We start from the raw sequence: 23,878 nt of genomic DNA, 5'->3' as shown, positions 1-23,878 counted from the left end.
CATGAAACAAAGATCATTTATTCTGTTTTTCCTGTGCCTGATATTTCCGGTATACATCATAAGGGCTCAGCAAAAAAATGTATTCGTGGTGAAAGCCAACGAGGTGAAAGCGACTATAGAGCCAACCATGTGGGGTGTGTTCTTCGAAGATATTAATCAGGGTGCGGATGGAGGTTTATATGCCGAGCTGGTAAAGAACCGTTCTTTCGAGTTTGATGTTCCTATGATGGGGTGGAGGGAGATAAAGAAGGATGGTGCTGACGGAAGTTACCTGATCACGAATAAAGGCGTGTCATCCACCGCAAATACGCGTTATATCCGCCTGGAATCTTTGTCCGGAAAAGGTTACGGAATCTCAAATGAAGGGTTCCGCGGGATGGGAATAAAAAAGGATAATGGTTATGACTTTTCTGTATGGGCAAGGCAGGTAAATGGCGGTTCTGTCAGCCTATTGATTGAGCTGGCAGGCCCTGACGGTTCAAGGCTTGGAAGCGCGACCTTAAAGCCCGAAGGAGCAGAATGGAAAAAATATACGGTTAGTTTTAAATCCGTTGCTACAGAAGCCAAAGCGCATCTTGAACTGCTGCTGGATGGTAAAGGAGCAATAGACCTGGATATGATCTCCCTTTTCCCTAAAGATACCTGGAAACAGCGGGCAGGAGGTTTACGGGCAGATATGGTTCAGCTGCTGGCTGACATGAAACCCGGCTTTGTGAGGTTTCCCGGAGGGTGTATTGTTGAAGGCCGCACTCTTGATGAGAGATTTCAGTGGAAGAAGACAATCGGCCCTGCGGAAGACAGGGAATTGATCATTAACCGCTGGAATGTTGAATTTAAACACAGGCTTACTCCTGATTATTTTCAGTCCTTCGGACTTGGGTTCTTTGAATACTTTCAGTTATGTGAAGATATAGGTGCTGAACCGCTTCCGATACTAAACTGCGGGATGGCATGCCAGTTTAACACAGCTGAAGTGGTGGCCTTAGATCAGCTTGATCCTTACATACAGGATGCCCTGGACCTGATTGAGTTTGCCAATGGACCGGTAAACTCAACCTGGGGGAAGAAGCGGGCTGAGATGGGACATCCTGAGCCTTTCAATATGAAAATGCTTGGAGTGGGGAATGAAAACTGGGGATCCCAGTATATTGACCGCCTTAAGCTTTTTACGAAGGCCATTAAGGAGAAATACCCTGAAATAAAACTTGTGAACAGTTCGGGCACAGATCCTGACGGAGACCGGTTTGATTATCTTAATACCCAGCTGAGGGAAATGAAAGCAGATATCATTGATGAGCATTATTACAGGCCCCCTCAATGGTTCCTGGATAATGTGAAAAGATACGACAGTTACGACAGGAAGGGTCCTAAAATATTTGCCGGTGAATATGCAGCGCAAAGCGTCAGAACCGGTAGTCCCGATAATAAAAATAACTGGCAGTGTGCTCTTTCAGAAGCTGCTTTCATGACAGGCCTGGAGCGTAATGCTGATGTGGTGACTATGGCTTCGTATGCCCCTCTTTTTGCTCATGCAGAAGGATGGCAATGGACTCCTGACCTGATCTGGGTAGATAATTTACGTTCATACGGTACTGCCAATTACCAGGTTCAAAAGTTGTTCTCTGTTAACCGTGGTTCTGTGGTCGTTCCTTTGCTTATTAATAATGAGCCTGCTGCGGGGCAGAAAGGCTTATATGGGGCTGCGAGCATTGACAGAAAAACGAATGAACTGATCCTGAAAGTTGTGAACGCTGCTGAGAATCCTCAAGACGCTGAGTTCATCACAGAAGGTTTCCGCGGAAAGAAGGGTACTATGACCGAATTGAGCAGCGGCAAACTGGAGCTTGTCAACTCGTTTGAAGTGCCTCTGGCTGTCGGGCCGGTACAGAAACCGGTGCAGGTGAGGAGTGGGAAGCTGGTCGTTTCGCTAAAGCCCTGGTCGGTAAATGTGATAAGGGTAAAGATGTAGATTGCCATTAGCTGTCAGCAACCGGCTATGAGCTTTTATGATTTGGGGTGTGATTCTGCCGGATGATTTTTTGGATAATCCGGGATTATCGGGCAGAATGACACCCGCTATCTGTTAGTGTACGGCTTGGGGATATTGCTGTCTGGCCGTCAAAAGCTGTGCTTTCTTTTTCCCATTTTGCGAAGATCAGAGATAAAGCTAAATTTATATCAGATTATAACACAGGGAAGCCGGTAATTCGTCGCCATGGAATCAAGAAAAGACAGCGGGATTTCAGATAATGAACTCTGGAGTAAGTTCAGAGACGGAGACCGGGTTTGCTTCAATATTCTCATAAAGAGGTACATGAGTCCCATGTATACCTATGGATTCCGGTTTGTTCAGGATGAAGCTTTTGTGAAGGATTGCATCCAGGATGTTTTCCTATCGCTTTGGAATTGCAGACTCCACATTAATCAAACTCCTTCGGTTAAATCTTATTTGTTAAAATCCCTTCGTTTCCGCATTTTCAAAGAAAAAGATAAGTGGAATTCAGATAATCTGGCGGATACCGACTATTCCTTTGAGGTTGATTTTAGTGTGGAAGATAAAATGATCGAGGAGCAAAATAGAAACGAAACCAGACTTCGCATTCTAAATACCCTGAACCGTCTGCCCCGCAGACAAAAAGAAATATTATATCTCCGGTTCTACGAAAACCTGGATCATGCCAGAATTGCTCAGGTCATGGGGCTTAACCGGCAATCCGTTTATAATTTGCTTTATGATGCCGTCTGTAATCTCAGGAAATTCTGGTTCAGCGAGGTTTTGTTACTCGTTTCTCTTTTACCGAAGATTGTTTTTTGAAGAAATTAATTAACTGTAAATGAGTTGATTGTTTTAGTTGTTGTTTTTTTTTCTTCCCTAACCAGTAGAATTTACAGAAACAAGGATAATAGTAGTAAACACCTTTTATAAATAAGCAGGATGAAGGATCACACCAGCTATTCGGTTGCGGATTTCTTACTTGACGACAGTTTTGTTGATTGGGTCAAAACAGGTTGTTCCACGGATCATTACTGGGCACGCTGGCTATTGAATAATCCGGGCAAAGAAGAGGAAGTAACACAGGCCCGTGAAATAATCAGATCTGTTAAAATAACACCTTCTGAAGAACTGCCACAGCCGGAAATATTAAAAATTATGGGGTTTATTAACGAGAAGATCGATGCCCAAACCTCTGAGCCTGTAATAGAAGCTCTGCCTGTTCGCAGATTCCGGGCAGGTTTATGGGCCAGGGCTGCCGCTGTTGTATTACTTGCATCTGCTTTAACATTTCTAGGTTATTATTATCAGTCAGGCGGGCAGGTAGCGGACCAGCCGGTATCAGGGCTGCAAATTGTAAGCCGTCCGGGACTGGTAAGATTACCGGATGGAACTTCGGTCACATTACGTGCAGGAAGTACAATAAAATATCCCGGCAGGTTTGATGGAGGAAAGAGAACGGTTTTTCTTGAGGGAGAAGCCTATTTTGAGGTGGTAAAAAAGCCTTCCAGCCCATTTGTGGTGATGAGTGATAAAATGGTTGTCAGAGTCCTTGGCACAAGCTTTTTTGTAAGGGCATACAGACATGATAAACGTTTTAGTGTAACGGTGACGACTGGAAAAGTCGCTGTTTTAAGTGAGAATGATATCAGTCGGAAAGAAGTGATCCTAACGCCGAATCAGGAGGCCCTGGTCTACAGAAATAAACCGGGAGTGACCATGCAGGAGCTGCCGCAACCTTCTGTTCTTTCACATGAGGGGGGGCGGAACCGTTTTAATTTTGTCGAAGCGCCATTTTCGGAGGTAATAGCTTCCCTCAGCAAGGCCTATGAGGTTCCTGTTGAATATGATGAACAAGCATTGTCTCACTGCCCTCTTACCGCATCTCTGGGTGACTTGCCTTTTTATGAAAAACTGGAATTGATATGCAAGGCAGTTGAAGCGACGTTCGAAACCCACGATGGAAAGATTGTAATAACAGGGAAAGGATGTAAACCCCATTAAACTAACTGATTAAAATCAAAGGAATAATTATGAAAACATAGAACTCTTTTTAGAAAAAACGGCAGTGGGCCAACACTACCGTTCATGAAGTCAGTCCCAGCTAGAGATATTATAATAACCCGTTTAGGTTATTACAGGGACTTTTTTTGTCGAATTATAAGGTCAACAACTTCTAAATCAAAATTATGAAAAAAAAACCTATACATGTAGTAATCATGCAAATTACTTTTATTCAGGTTTCTCTGATGCTTGCCCTGGCGGGTGCTGCTATTGCGGGTGAAGGAAAGGCTCAGAATGCTCTTGACAAAAATATATCCCTTCGTTTCGAAAATCAGGAACTGAAAAAGGTGCTTTCAGAGCTGGAGAAACAATCGGAAGTACGGTTTATATATAGTTCTGCCATCATAGCTGCAGAACGGAAAGTATCGGTAACGGCGGATACCAGGACGGTTCGTGAAGTTTTACTGGAGCTTCTTATTCCGCTCAGACTATCCTTTGAAGAGTCGGGAGATGTTGTGCTGATTAAACGGATTCCGGATTTGCCGGCAATAGAAATCAGAGAAGTGCAAAGGATACGTGTAAGAGGGAAGGTTTCGGACGAGAGGGGAGATCCCCTGCCCGGTGTGAGTATCAAGATTACAGGAACAAATGAGGGGACTTCTGCGAATGCAAATGGGGAATATTCTATCCTGGTGAATGCGGGAGCGTCTCTGACCTTTTCTTTCATTGGTTTTTCTCATCAAACCATTAAGATCGGTGGAACCGGAAATGAAGTGATACAAAACGTAATACTAAAGGTTTCAGAACGTTCTTTGGAAGAAGTCGTGGTAGTTGGTTACGGCACCCAGAAACGCTCTGACGTTACCGGATCGGTCGCATCAGTACCTAAAGAACGTTTGTCTAAGCTGCCCGTTAACAATGTCATGCAAGCGATACAGGGTGCGGTATCGAATGTAACGGTATCCCAGGCTTCCTCCATACCAGGGGAAGCGCCCTCGACCCAGATTCGCGGAAGAAACTCCATTAATGCATCATCTGAACCTTATGTAGTAGTAGATGGCATTCCCCTGTCGAGGACCGATGGTTCAGTTAATGACATTAACCCTAATGATATCGAGTCTGTCGAAATACTTAAAGACCCGTCTGCAGTAGCTATATACGGAGTAAACGGATCAAATGGAGTAATCCTTATTACTACTAAACGAGGTACTACAGGTAAACCAAGTATCCGGTACAGCGGATATACAGGTGTGGAGAATGTAGCCCATATGCTTAAAAATGCTACGCCGGAACAGATGTTGGAAAGGTACGCCGAGTATGCCCGCATTACAAACACCAGTTTGTTTAACGGTGGTCCTGTCAGGAACCAATATGAGTATGATAATTACGTGAATGGGGTAACGACAGACTGGCTGGACGCGGTGACACAGCGAGGGATTGTTCAGAATCACAACGTGAGCCTTTCCGGTGGGAATGAATTCGGAAAGTATTTCGTTTCAGGAGATTATCTTGATCAGAAAGGTGTTTTACTGGGATATAATTACAAACGTTATTCGCTGCGTACGAATACGGATATTAAGCCCACAAAATATATCTCGGTTGGTACTTCATCATTTATTGTTGCGCATAACAGAGATGGAGGAAGGGCGAATCTTTTAAATGCAACGGCTATGAGCCCTTTTGCCAGAATGTATAATGACGACGGTTCACTCACCCAGTATCCTATGTATTCCGAGCAATTGTGGGCGAACCCTTTGCTTCCGACAACCTTAGATCCGGAGCGCCGCCAGTTCAATTTGTCATTGAATGGATATGCGGACCTGAACTTTGGGGAAATATGGGCACCATTGAAAGGGCTGAAATATAAGCTCAATGCAGGGTATTCATATGTCCCCGTACGCATTAACGAATATGAAGGGAAAACGGTGTATAATATGACTGGCCTTGGCCGAATCACAAATAATGAATCACAGACATATACACTGGAAAATATACTTACTTATACCAAAGATATTGGTCGTCACCATTTTGATTTTACCGGCCTGTATGCGGCTAAGGAGAAATACTGGCAGCAGGCAATAGCAACCGGACAAGTTTTTCCGAACGATGATCTGAAATGGGGAAACTTAGAGTCTGCATCTACACAAACAGTTTCCTCTCAGGCTGATAAGTATCGTTCAGTATCTCAAATGGGGCGTTTGAATTACAGCTATGACAGCCGGTATCTTTTTACTTTTACTGTGCGCCGGGATGGAGCTTCGGTATTTGGCGAAAATAACAAATACGGTACTTTCCCGTCTGCGGCTTTAGCCTGGAATTTACATAATGAGTCATTTATGGAAGGGTATAAGAATGTGGTGAGCAATCTGAAGCTCCGGCTTTCTTATGGTGTGTCGGGGAACGAAGCGATAGGCATCTATCAAACCTTGTCGTTAATGAGCTCGAATTCTCTGGCAATGGGAGGTAAATCTCTTACTTCGCTCAAAATAAATAGCCGGATGGGAAATGATGATCTCAAATGGGAGAGAACATCCGGATTCAACGCCGGGCTTGATTTTGGTTTATGGAACAGCCGGATCAATGGTAGCGTGGATGTTTATAGAACCAATACTTACGACATGCTGCTTTTGCAGCGGATGCCAAGAGCGACAGGATACCAGGAAGTGTGGACGAATATTGGTAAAGTTGCCAATACCGGGATTGAGCTGACTGTTAACTCCAAAAACCTGGTTCGGAAGAATTTTACCTGGTCAAGCACTATTGTGTTCTCCCGGAATAAAAACAAGATTAAGGAAGTTTATGGTGACGGGAAAGATGATGTGGGTAACCGCTGGTTTATTGGTCACCCAGTTGGGGTTATTTATGACTATACCAAAGTGGGCATCTGGCAGGAGGAGGATATAACATCCGGAGCTAACCAGGGATGGGATGTTGCTGCGTTGGCTGGTGATCTGAAATTGGCCGATATCAGCGGTCCTGACGGCGTTCCCGATGGAAAGGTTGATGATAATGACCGGAGTATTCTGGGACAAACGGCACCGAAATGGACAGGCGGTATTACTAATACCTTTTCCTGGAAAGATTTTACATTAAGCATTTTCATTAACACCGTACAGGGGGCTCTTCGTAATAATTCCCAGCTCGGGGCTGCTTCTGATGAGATCGGACGCCGTAATGCTCCTGCAGATATAGGATACTGGACCCGCGAGAATAAGAGCAATGAATGGCGATCACTAGGCAATCATTCAAATATACATGGCTATGGATTTCCCTCCGATGCAAGTTTTACCAGGCTGAAGGATGTCACCCTCAGTTACAACGTGCCTAAATCATTAACAGCAAAAATAGGGCTGGGAGGTTTGTTGTTGTATGCAAGCGGGCGTAACCTGCATACCTGGACAAACTGGTTCGGCTGGGATCCGGAGGCCCGTGATATAACACGCGGATCGGCAGATTATGAGATCAATTACCCGATGGTAAAGAGTTTTGTTTTTGGGGCTAATATAACTTTTTAGTGAATAGTGAATCATTAATAACATCATGATGAGATACCATAAAAAAATATATACGCTGCTGGTAATTGTTTCTCTGACAGCAGCTTCCTGTAAAAAAGATTTTCTGGAAGAAAATCCATACTCAAGCTATCGTACAGGGGCTACAGACGCTCAAACTATTGAAGCCCAGGTGATCGGGCTTCACCAGATCTTTGCAGAGCTCTGGGGATGGAGCGGACAGCAAGGATTTCTGGCCTGCTGGCAAATTGGTACAGATGTGGCGAGTGCAGGCTCTACCCAGGGAGTAGAAAACCCATTTTATCAATATGCTGATCTGAACTCTGAAAATGCCGGTGTATCCTATCTGTGGCAAAAATGTTATGATTTTATTAACCATGCGAATGTGATCATTGCTGCTGTCGGCGAGAATAATATAAAAGCAACTGCAGAGGCCAAATTTTTCAGGGCCTATGCCTATAATATACTTGCAACTTTGTGGGGAGATGTCCCCCTTGTAAAAACGCCTGTCACGACTCCCGTTTTCAATTACACGCGTCAGCCCGTTGCAGAAATTGATCAGTTAATAGAGGACGATCTCAATTATGCCATTACCTATCTCCCTGAGGTTGGACAGGCTGCGAGCGAAAGCCGTATCAATAAAGATATAGCCAGGCAATTGGCTGCTGAAGTCTATCTGCGCATCGGTATGCGAAATGATAGTTACTTCGCGAAAGCAGAACAGGCGGCCGACGCTATCATTAATGGCGGAAAATATCAGTTAATTGGAGTAAGATATGGAAAGTTCCTTACTGAAGGCGGTGATTATTACCGCGATATGTTCCGCTGGGGGAATCAACGCCGGTCACAGGGAAATACGGAAGGCATCTGGACCTTCGAAATGGAGTATAACAGGGTAGTGGCAGGAGGGACTGTTGATAATCCACAGCATCGTCGCGTGTGGCAACCAGCATATCATAAGTGGGACGGAATGGTGAATGCGGATTCCCTCGGCGGACGGGGAAACGGCAGGTTACGCCTGAGCAATTTTATGAAATATAAAGTATGGACAGGTCTTGAAGGAGATATCCGGAACAGCAACTATAACATCCGCCGTTATACATATTACAACCGTGCAAATTTCAGTGCCCCGATTGGTATAGACGCAGATGGGTTCCGTGTTGCATCAAATGCACCAACAGCAGTAAGGATGGTGACTATAAAAACGGGGGACCGCACTGTTCCATTCAGAACAGACAGCCTTGAAGTGTGGTATCCTTATCCTACAAAGTGGGGAGGTTATGATCCTACTGACGACTTTGGTTATGCACTTGTAAAAGACTGGCCTGTGATGCGGCTTGGAGAAACTTACCTGCTGCGTGCTGAAGCCCGTTTCCGGCAAAATAACCTGCAGGGAGCAGCTGACGATATCAATAAATTACGTGACAGGGCTTTTAAAACTGCGCGTACTGCGAATAATAATCCGAACCTTGGCAAGGTTAGTGCCGGAGACATTACGATAGATTTCATTCTCGATGAAAGAGCCCGTGAGTTGATTGCTGAAGAAAACAGGAGGATGACACTTGTTCGTACCGGGAAGCTTAAAGAGCGGATAGCGAAGAATGGGGATATGTCTCCAACCGGTAAGATCATTACAGGATTTCAGGACTACAATATTTTATTACCGATCCCGCTTACGGAAATACGCTTGAATAAAGACGCTGAACTAACTCAAAATCCCGGTTATTGATTGAGAGTTGTATATTCATTATCCGGATAAAGGCGTGGCTATGGCCACGCCTTTTTAAATGTTGGTCTTATGGCGTTTACGATGATGCCGACGGCTGGTTTCTGAAGTTTTATCCGTATGCGGACCTAAAGAGATCAAAATTCCGCGAAATCAAAAGCACCGGAGAGTTGCCTAAAGAAATCGCCAGTGTGCCGTTTGTATTTCAAGCCCGGGATGATGCGGGAAATAGTATTGCCTCATACAGGATGGAATTTTGGGCTGGCTTTATGGGATTAAAGCAAAATAAAGGTACATTTAACGCAACCCTGAAATCGGCTGGGCTGTAAAAAGCCCGATGGTAATAAATGAGTTTGTTTAGAGAGGCTCCTTCCACAGAAGGTGCCTTTACTGACAGGATTTGCTCAGCATCTGCCTTTGAAGGCATCAGGATCGCTTTGGTGTTTTTAGCGAGGAGTTGCTGTGAAAATCAGTTTGAAACGATTACAGCATACAAATGAAACGAAATTGAACAACTCAATCAGGCTTTGAACTTAAATTTGGTATTAACAACCGTTTAGCTTAGTAATAACCCAATTATGCTTATGAGAAAAATTTACTTTTTTTTCTTTTTTCTGTCTTTTTTAGCAAGTGTAAATGCTACAACTATTCCTTCCCTGCAATATCTTGGAATAGAGAATGGTCTGTCCAATAATGCGGTGACCTCCATTTTTCAGGATAGCCGCGGGTTCATGTGGTTTGGTACGTTTGATGGTCTAAACCGGTATGATGGATACAGCTTTAAGGTATTTCGTAACCGGTTAGGTGATTCATCATCGCTGGTTAACAATTGGATCACCGCTATAAATGAAGACAATGACGGCAATATTTGGGTAGGGACCAAACGTGGAGGAGTGATTTATCGGATTGCATCGTCTTCGTTTGTTCCCCTGTCTTTTCTTTCAGCAACTGATAAGAAGCTCCGGAAGATGACAAATGTGGTTAATTGCCTGGAACGTGACAGAAATGGTAATTTTTTTACCGGAACCGCCGGTATGGGCTTACTTTTAAAACGTAAAGATGCTCTTCATCCGGTACAGGTGCCTTTTAAAAGTAGCCATGGAGTTTTGGCGGATTATCATGTTCAGGCAATTAAAGGGGATTCAGCCGGACGTCTCTGGCTGTTTATACAAGGAGAAGGATTGGCTCTTTTTGATTTTAAATCGTCGTCAGTCAGGTTGGTAAACAGTGAGATCCGAACTGCCAGGTGTATTGAACCGGATAATCATGGCAATGTATGGATTGGCGGAGAGTTAGGGTTGCACGCTTACAACTTACGTGAACAGAAAATCACTGAAAGCTACAGGCTTAATAAGAAAGAACTGTCAGCCGACCAGGTTGTGCAAATGTGTTTAAGCAGGAATGGTGAGCTTTGGGTAGCAACGGATGGTGGCGGTGTTAATGTTCTCAACATAGCCTCGAAAACGTTTCGTTATATAGATCATGCTTCCGGCAACTTAACCAGTTCTGCTGTATACGCTGTTTTCCAGGATAAAGATAGCAGAATATGGATCGGTACACTAAGAGGGGGAGTTAATATACTGGATCAGAAAAAATCCGGTTTCCAGACTTTTAAGCATGATCCGCTCAGGAAAAATAGCGTCAGCAGTAATTTCATTATTTCTTTTTGCGAAGAAAGGTCTGGAAATGTATGGATCGGCACAGACGGTGATGGGGTGAATTACTGGGATAGGGAAAAAAATACGTTTATGAACTATGTTCATACAGGCAGTAGCGGCTCTCTGAGCAACAACAATGTTTCCAGGATAGTCCGGGACTACCAGGGCCAGATTTGGCTGGCTACCTATGGCGGTGGGATTAACAGGGTCACTGAGGGCCATTCTTTTAAGCTGTATCCTTGTTATAATTCATCTTTCGGATATTATGACTGGAATGTTTGGAGCCTTTTCGAAGACAGCCACAGAGATCTTTGGGCTGGTACCTGTACGGAAGGGGGCCTCTACCGTTTGAACAGAAAGACGGATAAGTTTGAACTATTCAGCAAAGATCTTAAGAATATAATCACCCTTGCCGAAGACCGGAATGGTAATTTGTGGGGAGGAACTTTCTCTGATCTCGTCAGGATCGATCCTGGCAATAAAAAGCATATAATCTATCACATTGGATATGCGGTGAGAGCTATTCTGGAAGATCGCCGCCGTAACTTTTGGATTGCAACCGAGGGCGGAGGGTTATTAAATTTCAATCCGAAGACCGGGAGTTTCCAGCGTTTTTCGGAAGCTGAAGGCCTGACAAGCAATTCTATACTTTCTGTTCTGGAAGATAAAGAAGGAAGTCTTTGGTTGAGTACATTTGAAGGCCTTTGTAAATTTAATCCGGAAACTAAAAAAGCCAAGAACTTTTATGAGTCTGACGGGCTTCAAAGCAATCAGTTTAATTATAATGCAGCTGCCTCATTAAGTACCGGTGAATTCTTGTTTGGCGGCATTAAAGGGTTTAATGTCTTTCATCCCGGTAAGATAAGGCCTTATTCTACTTTTCCTAAAGTCATTCTTACGGGTCTGAGGATTAATAATGTTCCTTTTGAGAAAGATCACTCCTATGCGCCGGGGAAAACCATTTACGATGTTACCGACATTACATTACCTTACGATAAAGCTGTGTTATCCGTGGACTTCGCAGCCCTGGAGTATTCTGCACAGGAGAAAATAAGATATGCTTATTATCTTGAGGGCTGGGATAAAGGCTGGAATTATTGTGGCACAGCAAGAACAGCCTATTATACGCGTCTCCAGGAAGGCCATTATAAATTAAGGATTAAGTCTACCAATACTGATGGAATATGGGATAAGAATTGCCCCGAGAGATATATCAACGTCGTTATTCTGCCGCCCTGGTGGAGATCGTGGTGGGCATGGCTGTTGTACTCAATTTTGGGTGTGACGGTGGTATATGCTTACATCGCCTATCAGAAGAAACAGGCTCTTTTGAAATATGAAATTCAACTGGTTAATTTAAAAATTGATCAGGAGAAAGAACTCAATGAGAAAAAGCTTTCTTTCTTTACTCATATAGCTCATGAATTCAGAACCCCATTGACACTCATCATAAATCCTGTAAAGGAAATGTTGTACAGCACCGGCAGAATAATTGATAGCCAGGAGTTGTCGGTTGTTTACCGGAATTCCCGTCGCCTGCTAAGTCTTGTAGATCAACTGTTGCTGTTTAGAAAAGCGGATTGTAATGAAGACAAATTAAAGGTTGTCAAGCTGAATTTTGTGGATCTCTGTAAGGAAGTTTTTTTGTGTTTTAGTCAGCAGGCGTCATATCGAAATATTAATTATCAAATTATTTGCAGGGAGACGCAAGTCGACTTGTTTGTCGATAGGGAGAAAGTTGAAATCGTTTTGTTTAACCTGATCAATAATGCGTTAAAATATACCAGTGACGGCGGACGTGTTACATTGGAAATAGTAGCCACGGATAAGTATGTGAAAGTTTTCGTCTCAGACAATGGCTGCGGTATTCCGGAGGAAATTGGAGATGCTCTTTTTCAAAAGTTTTATCGCGTAAGAGAGAGTAATCATCAAACCGGCTTCGGGATAGGTCTTTACCTGGTAAAGAAATTCATAGAAGCGCATCGCGGAAGTATAGGTTATTCGGGCAAACAGGGAGAAGGAACTTGTTTTGAACTCACTTTTTTGAAAGGTAAAGATCACTTTCATTCATCTTTAATATTCGAAGACGTATGTGAAAGTTCTGTTTTTCTTGAAGAACTCATTGATGTCAATTCTTTTTCTTTGGAAGCGTCTTCAGAGAAAGCCGCACCGGAGGCTGCAAAGGATATTGTCTCGGAACGGCCTGTTATGATAATCGTTGACGACAATATTCAAATCCGCAACTATATTAAAAGTATATTTCAAGATGAGTACATCATATATACATGCGGGGATGGAGAAGAGGGATACTCTTTAATTACCAGGTATCAACCCGATATTGTTATTTCTGATGTGGTTATGCCCGGCGTTTCAGGTATTGAGCTATGCGCAAGAATAAAAGAGGATCCTGCTCTGAATCATATCCCGGTCATTTTGCTTACCGCGAGTTCTTCGTCAGAAATAAAACTTAAAGGAATTGAGGGAGGCGCCGATGACTATATCACAAAGCCCTTTGAAAAAGACTTGCTGATTGCGAGGGTTGCCGGCATAATCAGAAGCCGCAAAAGCTTACAGAAGTATTTCCTGAATGAAGTTACGTTGCAGAGAAATGATTTCCAGATACCATCAGAATACAGCGACTTTCTGAAAAAGTGTATCACTGTTATTGAAGCCCATCTTGATGACACCGATTTTAATATAAAGGTTTTCTCCTCTGAGTTAGGAATGAGTCACTCCAGCCTTTACAAAAAGGTTAAATCCATTTCAGGGAGATCTATTAATGAGTTTATCAGATTTATTCGTTTGCGTAAGGCGGCGGAAGTACTCATTAATACAAGCTGCAATGTTAATGAGGCCGCTTTCCGGGCCGGGTTTAGTGATATTAAATATTTCCGTGAGCAATTTTTTAAGCTATTCGAAATGAAGCCTTCCGAATACATCAAAAAATACAGAAAGCCTCTTAGCAATAATTTTAAGCTGAACGGGAAACTGGTAAAATGAAATCAGCTCTCAATGGGCTATCTCCCGCTTCTGATTTTCGTTAGCTCAGGACCTATTTGAGTATTTAAAATCATTCGGTTTTGAAACAGTTTGGGGGTTAAACGAACTGCCCCCCCTTTTTTTATGAATTATACCCTCATTCGCTCTTGCTCCGGGATCTACTTTTGATTGATAGTCAGCCACTAGCTAACAATTGTAAAACTTTATGTAGTATGAATAAACTTTTATTCTTTGTTCAAAATTTGACTCATGATTCTGAATATGATTCAGACATGAATGTGATTCCGGAAGGCCCTGTAAAAGCTGGCCGCCCGGGTATCACGCAGCTTTTCTTTAAGAAAGCAGTAGTAATCTTTTTCTTTTTGTATTGCACATTGCCTGTTTCTCTTTTCGCACAACGGCAGGTTACAGGAAAAGTTACGGCTGAGAATGCTCCTCTGCCAAATGTCACCGTTCTCGTAAAAGGGGGGAAAGCCACCCGAACTGACGTTAACGGCCATTTTACAATTAATGTGCAGGAAGATGCGGTATTGGTATTCAGCTATATCGGGTTTGTTACTCAGGAAATTAAGGCAGGAGGGCGGTCGGTGATAAATGTTGAGCTCAAATTGTCCGCCAGTCAGCTAAATGACGTGGTCATTGTAGGATATGGAAAGCAAAAACTGCCAACAGTAACAGGAGCTGTGGGGACAATAACCTCAAAAGAACTGACGCAAACACCAGTTGCCAACATAACGAATATGCTGGTTGGCCGTACTGCCGGACTCAGCTCCGTTCAGGCAAGCGGCGAGCCCGGACTAAACACAACAACCATCCGCATAAGGGGTATCGCTACGCTGAACGGGCAAGATCCTCTCATTGTTATCGACGGAATACAGCAACCGGCTGAAAACCCATATACAATACTAAATGCTATAGATCCAAATGAGGTAGAAACGATCAGTGTATTAAAGGATGCTTCTGCGACAGCTGTTTATGGAATCAGGGGTGCCAATGGTGTCATTATCCTGACTACAAAAAGAGGTAAGCTGAATAAGCCTCAGTTTAATTTTACATTTAATCAGGGCTTCACAAAGGCTGCGTCATTATTTCAAACCCTGAATTCATATCAGTTTGCATCTTTAAGAAATGAGGCTATTCACAATGCTCAGTCTGCAGGTGATCATTCTTATGATAATCTCCTTTTTTCGGACGACGAACTTTGGAAATTTCAGAATAACAGAGATTATACCCCAACTGAGGTAGATGCAATGGCAAATCTGTCGGATGAGCAGAAAACCGCTCTCAAAAACAGTCCGGCGCTCTATTATACCAGTCATAACTATTACAAAGATCAATTCAGTGGAACGGGGATGCAAGGGCAATACAACCTGAATATTTCCGGAGGCACATCCAAAGTGAGATACTTTACGTCCCTGGGGTATTTCAATCAGGATGGAATCCTGTCGAATACTTCCTACGGAGGAGCTGATAATAATCCCACATTCAAACGATATAATTTCCGGTCGAACTTTGATGTGGACGTTATGAAGAACTTCCAGTTAAGTTTCAATATTGGCGGCCAATCGAGTATAAATAAGGTTGCCGGCTCTGGTTCAGCGAGTGACTTCGCAAACAGGTATCAGGCGATTATACAGAACATCCTTGAAAATAGTCCATTTTCGGGACCCGGGATCGTCGACGGGCATCTTGTAACAGGGTTCATTGGTACGGGCGGTGATCCCACTAACCCTTTAGGATCAAAAGGAGGATCCGGATATACGCCGTTGGCTCAGTTGCTTACAGGTGGGTCCAGGACGATGTATACGACTACGCTTAGCACAGTGGTTAATTTAAAGCATACGATGGGATATCTGACCAAGGGGCTTGAATCTCATATATCTGTAGCCTATGACGACAGTTATGCAAAAGGCTTTCAGAGAACCAACAGCGTTCCTCAATACAGCGCGATGAGGGATCCCTCGGATCCGGCAAAGATAGTATTTATAGGAGGGCAGATCAATCCGGCGTCTACCTCAGATAATCAGGGAAATAGCTCCTGGCGTAAGCTGTATCTTGAAGCTGCGGTCAACTATAATAATAGTTTCGGTCCGCATAACGTCTCCGGATTAATCCTTGCTAATGCTCAAAGGTACACCTCAAACGGGCAGGCATTTAATACGCCATCGGGATTGATGGGGTTTGTAAGCAGGGCAACGTATAATTTTAAAGAGAGATATCTGGCAGAGTTTAATCTGGGAGTTAACGGTACTGAAAACTTCGAGAAGTCTAAACGCTTTGGTTTTTTTCCGGCGGTATCAGCGGGTTGGATTGCCTCAAATGAGGCATTTTTTTCTGAAAATGACTGGCTGACGTGGGTAAAGTTCAGAGGCTCTTATGGTGAGGTGGGAAATGATCAGATAGGAGGAAGGCGTTATCTTTATCTGCCTAATACGTGGTCAGTAACATCTTCCGGTTATTACTTTGGTAATAGCGATGGGTCAAGTAATAATCCTTATTATGCAGGTGCTTCCGAGGCAGCACTCGGCAATCCCGGAGTAACCTGGGAGAGGGCTCAAAAGCTGAATCTTTCTGCAGACTTGAGGTTTATAAAGGATAAGTTGTTTCTTACAGGGTCTTATTTCCGGGAAAAGAGAAATAATATTCTGGTAACCTCTGGGATTATTCCTGCTACTTATGGTGTTCCCCAGAGTTCAACTCCTCCTCTCAATCTTGGCAGAGTAAGTAATCAGGGTTTTGAAATTGAATCAGGATGGGATGATAAAATAGGAAGTTTCTCTTATTTTATAAAGGGGAACTATTCATTTGCAAAAAACAAAATCGAATATCAGGCTGAAGCGCCATATCCATTCGAATGGATGAATTCAACGGGATACGCGATAGGCCAGTACAAAGGGCTCCTGACAAATGGCTTTTATAATACGACTGAAGAGTTGAACAACAGGCCTTACAACAAGTATGGCAATAATGCAAGGTTGGGAGATCTAAAGTTCAAAGACGTAAACGGTGACGCCATTATTGATGAGAAAGACCTTGTTCCGATAGGTTATTCAAACCTTCCGCAGGTTTCCTTCAATTTGTCTCTGGGATTTTCATATAAGGGTTTTGATGTAAGTGCGCTTTTCATAGGAACAGACCGGGGTTCTTTTCCTCAGTTCGGTTATATTCTCAGTACTCCTTTTGCAAAGAATGTGGGTGAAGTCTTACAGTATGCCTATGACGGGCGTTGGACCCAGGAAAAATATGCAAACGGAGAACCTATATACTATCCGTCTCTGTCCTTCAGTGGCGGACAATCTAATAATGCTGTTCTCAGTGATTTCTGGTTAAAATCAAACAACTTCAGAAGATTAAAGAATCTTGAAATCGGGTATTCATTTAATCACTCGTCATTTCTTAACCGGGCAAATATTAAAGGGGTTCGTATTTATGCTAACGGCAACAACTTGTTCACCTGGGGTTCCGGTCTCATAGATGGTATTGATCCGGAACAAGCCGATACCGGTAAAAATAGTATGGGGTATCTTTTCCCTCTTACCCGGACTTACAACTTTGGCTTAAACGTTCAGTTCTAACCCCATTATAAATGAGAACAATGAAAAATAAATCACTATTAATTATAGCAAGCTTTATCACCATATTCTGTGCTTGTCAGGACGACTTCCTGCAAATGCCTCTTTCAAATTCCACTACAGCTGACTCTGTATTCTCGACCACAGTAAAAGCCCAGGGAGCAATAGCGAACGCATATAAAAGAATTCTTTCGCAAGGTCTGCCCTATAAGAATGATTGGAATGCAATGATTCAGGATAATCTTTCCGGAGCGTTAAATTATGGTTTTGGCTGGACTCTTTCTAAGGATATCGTTCTGAACGGAATGAGTGCAAGCGGAATGTCTGAAGATATGGACGGATTTAATAATAATTTTCCGCCTATCAGGCAGGCCTACCAGGTTAAAGAGAATATCGACAGAGTAAAAGATATGCCGGATAATGACAAAGCTATAGTAAAAGCCGAAATGCAGGCTTTAATAGCATATCGTTATGAACAGATGCTGATTATATGGGGAGGCGTACCGGTTGTAAGCAAGAGTTTTCAGGCTAATGAGAATCTGGCTGTTCCGAGAAGCCCACTGAAGGATGTTGTTGACTCTGTTGTAACATGGTGCGATCAGGCCGCAAGTGTATTGCCTTCAAAATGGGCTGACAATTGGAGTGGAAGAATGACTAAAGCCGCGGCCCTGGCAATCAAATCTAAAGTTTTGCTATACGCGGCCAGACCTTTGTTTAACAACGCGAATCCGTATATCGATTTTGGAGCAAACAATAATCTGATTTATCTAGGGGGGTACGATGCTAATCGCTGGGATGCGGCAGCTAAGGCAGCCGAAGCTGTTATCCTGGAGGCTGAAACCAACGGAGGAGCTTCAATCATCAATACCGGAAATCCCTTAGACGACTACGGTAATGCCACATCAAAGCCCGGTAATCCTGAAGTATTACTTGCTTACAAATTCATAAATAATACTTTATTTGATTCGGGTAACTGGAATAATCTCCCGATGAACGCATTTTATAATTCCAGGGTATGGGAGGCGCAGGGGAACGTATTAACCTCTAATTATCTGCAAAACTACTATAAGCAGGACGGAACTGAACAAGTATGGCCCAATACCAGCACTACCCTATCCTTCTCTGATTATACTTCCAAGATGAATCAGATGGAGGCACGTTTTAAAGCCAGCTTTCAGCCATGGGAGATGGACGCCTGGACTAACCCGGGGGATGTTAACTGGAGGAATCAAAGCACCTTCGGTAATGGACCGGGTTATGGTGTTGCACGTATAACCAAGTTCTATTATAAAGCAGGATCAAGAGCATGGTTCGAATTTCCGATTTTTCGTCTCGCAGCAGCTTATTTGAGTGCAGCTGAGGCGTTCAATGAAACCGGACAGGTTCAAAAAGCTCTTGACAGGTTAAACATGATACGCCGCCGTGCGGGGCTTCCCAATGTGACTGAGACAGATAAAGATAAGCTTAGAACGATTATTCAACGGGAATGGGCTGTTGAGTTCTTCAACGAAAACTATCGCTTGCATGATGTAAAACACTGGAAGCTGGCAAATATCGGCAATGGGATAATCGGAGGCCAGATCAAGTCTTTTGCGTTCAACAATAACACCACAGTAAAGCTCACAGGAAACAGCAACTATACTGATAAAGTAATCTATCAAGCGTTCTGGAGCCCTAATCAGTTTCTTAACCCCTTCCCGCAAAATGAAGTGAATAAAGGTGTGATTATTCAAAACCCCAAATACTAATTGCGGAAACAGTGATCGTTGAACTTTATGATTTTAAAAAATTCAAGATGAAAATATTAAGACAAATAATTGGGGGATTGGTGTTTCTGTTGTGTAATGCGACAGGATATAGTGTCAGTGCACAAATACAACCGGATAGCGTCAATAGCGATTATTTAGTTCCGGGGCCATATCTTAAAATTTCGAAAGAACGAACTGCAATCTCATCAGTTTCAGTAAGCGGAACAGAACTAAGCAAGACTCCCGTTGCCAATATTACTAATACTTTGTACGGCCAGTTGCCAGGCTTGATGGTAAAGCAGCGTTCGGGAGAACCGGGATATGATGATGCCTCTCTCTCAATTCGTGGCAGAGGCACCTACGATAATGCGGCTCTTATTATTTATGTAGATGGATTTCAGGTCACTAATTCTTATTTTTCTTACCTCTCTCCAGCTGAAATAGATAATATCACGCTTCTTAAGGACCCTGTATCACTTGCAGCTATGGGAATGAAGGGCGCAAACGGAGTTTTATGGATAGAAACGAAAAGAGGCGGATCGGGAAAGTCGAAGGTTAAGGCTCAGATATTAAATGGGTGGCAGAGCCCGATAAATATTAATAAGCCTTTCGGATCTTATGATTATGCGCGTTTGTATAATGAAGCAGTGAGCAACGATAACTATCGTCTCAATGGAAATAGTTATTTATGGTCTCCATATTACACAGACACTCAACTGAAGGATTACAGAGAGGGGAGCGGGACAAATGTCGACTGGTATGATGAGGCACTTAAGAAGAACAGCCCTTATACCGATGCTAACCTCGTTTTCTCGGGTGGCGAGGAAAAAGGCAGGTATGCATTGATCCTTGATTACATGAAACAGGGGGGGATATATGATGTTCCAACTAATGATACAAAGTCCAACGCTCAGATTCAACGTTTTAATCTAAGGTCCAACTTTGATTTCACCTTCTTTAAAATCTTTGAAGCAAAAATCGATCTGGGAGGAAGAATTGAAGACCGGCGTTATCCAAATTTTAACGGGCCGTCTCTTTGGGAAAATATGTCTAAGTATCCCTCTAATATTTATCCGGTTAAAGACATAACGAATAACTGGTCGGGCACAACACTTTTCCCCAATAATCCGGTTGCTTCGCTTAATGGCCTGGGGTGGCTTTCGACTCACGACCGGACCCTGCAGGCTAATTTTAGCCTGAAAGAAAAATTGGATTTCATTACCCCAGGATTGTACCTGAATGAAGCTGTCTCATTTAATACCTGGAGCCGGAATTCAGCGAGTAAGACTGCCACCTATGCCAGATTTTACAATGGCTCGGCTACTACAACTGACAGAAACACAGATTTAACATCTAATGGTTCATCTCCCGTTGATCAATATGATTTTAAGCAGGTAAATATTACAGCTGGGTATGCACGGGATTTCCGGCCTCATGCGATTTCCGGGGCGCTTAATTATTTTATAAGTAATTACATAACGGATTATGGTACCAATAATCTGGGACAAAATACCGGTAACAATATATTCTACCACTTTCAAAACCTTGGCGGACGTCTTAATTACACATATAACTCACGTTATATAGCCGACTTTGGCTTTGGATGGAGCGGCTCAGACAATTATGCACCCGGTAATCGCCGGGGATTTTATCCTGCTCTTGCTTTGGGGTGGGTTGCATCTAACGAGAGCTTTATGAAAGAGAATAATATAATAAGCTACCTGAAGGTCCGGGCATCCGCTGGTACATCAGGTTATGACCAGTCTGGGAGTGGAAGGTATCTCTATCAACAGTATTTTGTTTCTAACGGGAATTATTATACAGGGGGAAGTTCTCTTACAGCTAACGGAGGAGTCATTCAGTCATATGCAGCGAATCCTGACATATTTGCTGAAAAAAGCACGAAATATAATATAGGCTTCGACGCTACGCTGTTTCGCAATCTTTCTCTAACAGCAGACGTTTTCCAGGATAAAAGAAGCGGTATCATAACACAGAATAATGATCTTTCAGCTGTATTTGGAGGAATACTTCCCTATTCAAATATTGGAAAAGTCACAAACAAGGGGCTTGAAGTAAGTGCTAAGTTTTCAAACAAAACCGGGAGATTGGTTTATACGGTCGGAGCAATGGCTTCATATGCTAAAAACAGGATTGACTATCAGGCGGAGATTCCTCCTGTAAATGATTTCAGCAAAACAACGGGCCGGGCGATAGGAACACCAATGGGCCTGATTGCAGAGGGATTTTATGACGTCGCTGATTTTGATGCAAATGGTTCTTTAAAATCAGGTTATCCTGCTCCTGTTTTCGGCGCTGTCCAACCTGGTGATATCAGATACAGGGATCTCGACAAAAACAATAAAATCGATCAGAATGATGTAACTGTAATTGGCAATCCTGATTACCCGAAACTTAATTATGCATTTAGTCTTTCGGCAGCATATCGTGGTTTTGACTTTACGGCCCTGCTTCAGGGAGCATCGGATGTAAGCGTTAATCTTCTTTCTGCTGCTTACTACCAAACTGTCGCTTTTGTAAATAACATAAATGTTTATCCAATTGCGGGGAATGCCTGGGCCTATTATCCTGATAAAGGAATAGACACGAGGGCAGATGCCGATTATCCAAGGCTTACAACAAAAGCGAATGACAACAATTACCGGAACTCAACTTTCTGGATGAAGAGCGGAAATTTCTTTCGGATCAGAAATGTTGAATTGGGCTATTCGTTGTCACCTGCAACACTAAAGAAACTTCACATTGACAAGTTGAGATTATATGTTAGTGCAGCTAACCCCGTTTCGTGGTCTTCTTTGCATCGAAACTATCATATAGACCCGGAAACAACTTCCGGATACCCCGGCTTGAAATCTTTCAATACAGGAATTTCTCTCACTTTTTAAGAAGATATCAATGAAACTACAAGATACATACAGGCTAATTCTCGGCTGCTCCATTATGCTCTTTTATATGGGGTGCAGTAAAGATTTTTTAGATACAAAAATTGATACCGCACAGACTCAGGAGACGCTGAATTCGAATTATAATACCTTGTTTTCTCTGGCAAATGCGCCTTACAACTATTTGCGGAATGAATTTACCATTATGGATAACAATCTGTTTGCTTCTGTTTCAGATGAGGCTGTACACACTTCCGCCTCTGCAAACGTAAGGAGTTTTAACAACGGGAGCTGGAGTCAGTATGATAATCCGGATAATTATTATGCTTCTTATTATTCAGGTATCCGGGCAGCTAATTACTTTATAGAACAATCCGTGGATTATAAGAATTGGCTCGCACTAAACAGAGATACTATTTCAACTAGTGGTAAAACGAATTATCAGAATGATGTTCTGAACATCGGGTGGTACAGGGCAGAAGCACATATTCTAAGGGCGTTTTTCTATTTCGAATTAGCAAAACGATATGGGGGAGTTCCTCTTGTGACCAATACTCTTACAATTCGGGATAATACGAACATCCCCAGGTCGCCTTTTGAAGATATCATAAGTTTTATTGTAAGCGAAGTGGATACTTATAAGAATGATTTGCAGCCGAACTGGAAGACCTCTTCATTTACCAGTAACGACGGCAGGTTAACGAGAGGCGCTGCTCTTGCTTTAAAGGCGAGAGCACTGCTATACGCAGCAAGCCCTCTCCATAACCCTTCTAATGATGGCCTGAAATGGAGAAGGGCGGCAGAAGCGCTTAACGATGTCATTGTTTTTGCACAGGGGGCAGGTGCGTATAGCCTTCACAATAATTATCAGAATTATTTCCTGGAAAGTAATACTCTAAGCAGCGCCGAAACGATATGGGCTATCCGTTATCAGGCGAATAATACCCCCGAAACAAATAATTATCCGATCTCAACGCCTGGAGGATCAAGCGGAATTACTCCTTCGCATAATCTTGTTGCGGAGTATGAATATAAAGGGACACCTGATCCGGCAGATCCCTATGCTAACCGCGATCCACGGTTGTACTTTACGGTAGTTACAAATAACAGTACCTGGAACAACAGGACAATAAATGAAGCCCCCGGCGGATCTGATGATATGAAGAAAGCCAATACCAGCAGAACCGGCTATTATCTGAAGAAATTCCTCAATGATAATATGAACCTTGTTCAGGGAGCAACTAAAACGCATAACTGGGCAGTATTCAGGTATGGAGAAGTGTTACTGGAATATTCGGAGGCAATGAATGAAGCTTTTGGGCCAGATAACAATAATGGCTACAGTCTTACTGCCCGTCAGGCTCTCAACATGGTTAGGGGTCGCACAGGGGTAGCTATGGCTCCTGTTACAATACCTGATCAGACTGGTTTTAGGGATGCTGTGAAGCACGAAAGGAGAATTGAGCTGGCTTTTGAAAATTACCGGTATTGGGACTTGTTAAGGTGGAAGGATGCTGAAATTGTGCTTAATCAGGCAATAACGGGAGTTTTAGTTAATAAAAGTGAAACAGGGGTATACACATATACCACAGTAACCGTGGAAAACAGGATGTTTAATGCTTCTAAAATGTATTATTATCCACTTCCCCAAGTTGAAATCACTAAGTCGAAAGGTGTTCTGGAGCAAAACCCCGGATGGTAATTAATTTTCAATTTAAAACAGATTAAGATGAAGTTTACTCATAAAATTGCAAGCGTACTT

Annotated in this window: 10 protein-coding genes; all 10 read left to right on the top strand. The window is 42.9% G+C overall.

Features of this window, described 5'->3' with window-relative positions:
- The first annotated feature begins 1 nt into the window (after position 1).
- The 10 genes from DDR33_RS05765 (at position 2) to DDR33_RS05715 (ending at position 23,818) form a co-directional block, all read left to right on the top strand.
- Complete coding sequence (locus DDR33_RS05765) at positions 2 to 1,969, top strand: alpha-L-arabinofuranosidase C-terminal domain-containing protein (protein ID WP_109414798.1); 1,968 nt, start codon at positions 2 to 4, stop codon at positions 1,967 to 1,969.
- A 246-nt stretch (positions 1,970 to 2,215) separates the two neighbouring features.
- Complete coding sequence (locus DDR33_RS05760) at positions 2,216 to 2,815, top strand: RNA polymerase sigma factor (RefSeq protein ID WP_109414797.1); 600 nt, start codon at positions 2,216 to 2,218, stop codon at positions 2,813 to 2,815.
- A 120-nt stretch (positions 2,816 to 2,935) separates the two neighbouring features.
- Positions 2,936 to 3,997: a FecR family protein gene (locus DDR33_RS05755; RefSeq protein ID WP_109414796.1), complete on the top strand. Its 1,062-nt coding sequence runs from the start codon at positions 2,936 to 2,938 to the stop codon at positions 3,995 to 3,997.
- A 185-nt stretch (positions 3,998 to 4,182) separates the two neighbouring features.
- Positions 4,183 to 7,512 carry a SusC/RagA family TonB-linked outer membrane protein gene (locus DDR33_RS05750; protein WP_202913662.1) on the top strand — a complete coding sequence of 1,110 codons (3,330 nt, stop codon included), beginning with the start codon at positions 4,183 to 4,185 and terminating at the stop codon, positions 7,510 to 7,512.
- A gap of 25 nt (positions 7,513 to 7,537) precedes the next feature.
- Positions 7,538 to 9,238 (top strand): RagB/SusD family nutrient uptake outer membrane protein, encoded by a 1,701-nt coding sequence (locus DDR33_RS05745; RefSeq protein ID WP_238387684.1) that lies wholly within the window; start codon positions 7,538 to 7,540, stop codon positions 9,236 to 9,238.
- Positions 9,239 to 9,819: 581 nt separating this feature from the next.
- The gene (locus DDR33_RS05735) at positions 9,820 to 13,893 is read left to right on the top strand and encodes a two-component regulator propeller domain-containing protein (RefSeq protein WP_158280644.1); all 4,074 of its coding nucleotides are present in this window, start codon (positions 9,820 to 9,822) and stop codon (positions 13,891 to 13,893) included.
- A gap of 212 nt (positions 13,894 to 14,105) precedes the next feature.
- Positions 14,106 to 17,468 (top strand): SusC/RagA family TonB-linked outer membrane protein, encoded by a 3,363-nt coding sequence (locus DDR33_RS05730; protein WP_109414793.1) that lies wholly within the window; start codon positions 14,106 to 14,108, stop codon positions 17,466 to 17,468.
- A 20-nt stretch (positions 17,469 to 17,488) separates the two neighbouring features.
- Positions 17,489 to 19,213: a RagB/SusD family nutrient uptake outer membrane protein gene (locus DDR33_RS05725; protein WP_158280643.1), complete on the top strand. Its 1,725-nt coding sequence runs from the start codon at positions 17,489 to 17,491 to the stop codon at positions 19,211 to 19,213.
- 47 nt (positions 19,214 to 19,260) lie between these two features.
- Entirely contained in the window at positions 19,261 to 22,119 is a 2,859-nt protein-coding gene (locus DDR33_RS05720; RefSeq protein ID WP_146198705.1) for a SusC/RagA family TonB-linked outer membrane protein, read from the top strand.
- A gap of 10 nt (positions 22,120 to 22,129) precedes the next feature.
- Complete coding sequence (locus DDR33_RS05715) at positions 22,130 to 23,818, top strand: RagB/SusD family nutrient uptake outer membrane protein (RefSeq protein WP_202913661.1); 1,689 nt, start codon at positions 22,130 to 22,132, stop codon at positions 23,816 to 23,818.
- The last annotated feature ends 60 nt before the right edge of the window (positions 23,819 to 23,878 follow it).

This window comes from Pararcticibacter amylolyticus (assembly GCF_003130405.1).
GTDB lineage: Bacteria > Bacteroidota > Bacteroidia > Sphingobacteriales > Sphingobacteriaceae > Arcticibacter > Arcticibacter amylolyticus.
The sequence above is the reverse complement of the archived record's forward strand: the minus strand, read 5'-3'. Positions and strand labels throughout refer to the sequence as shown.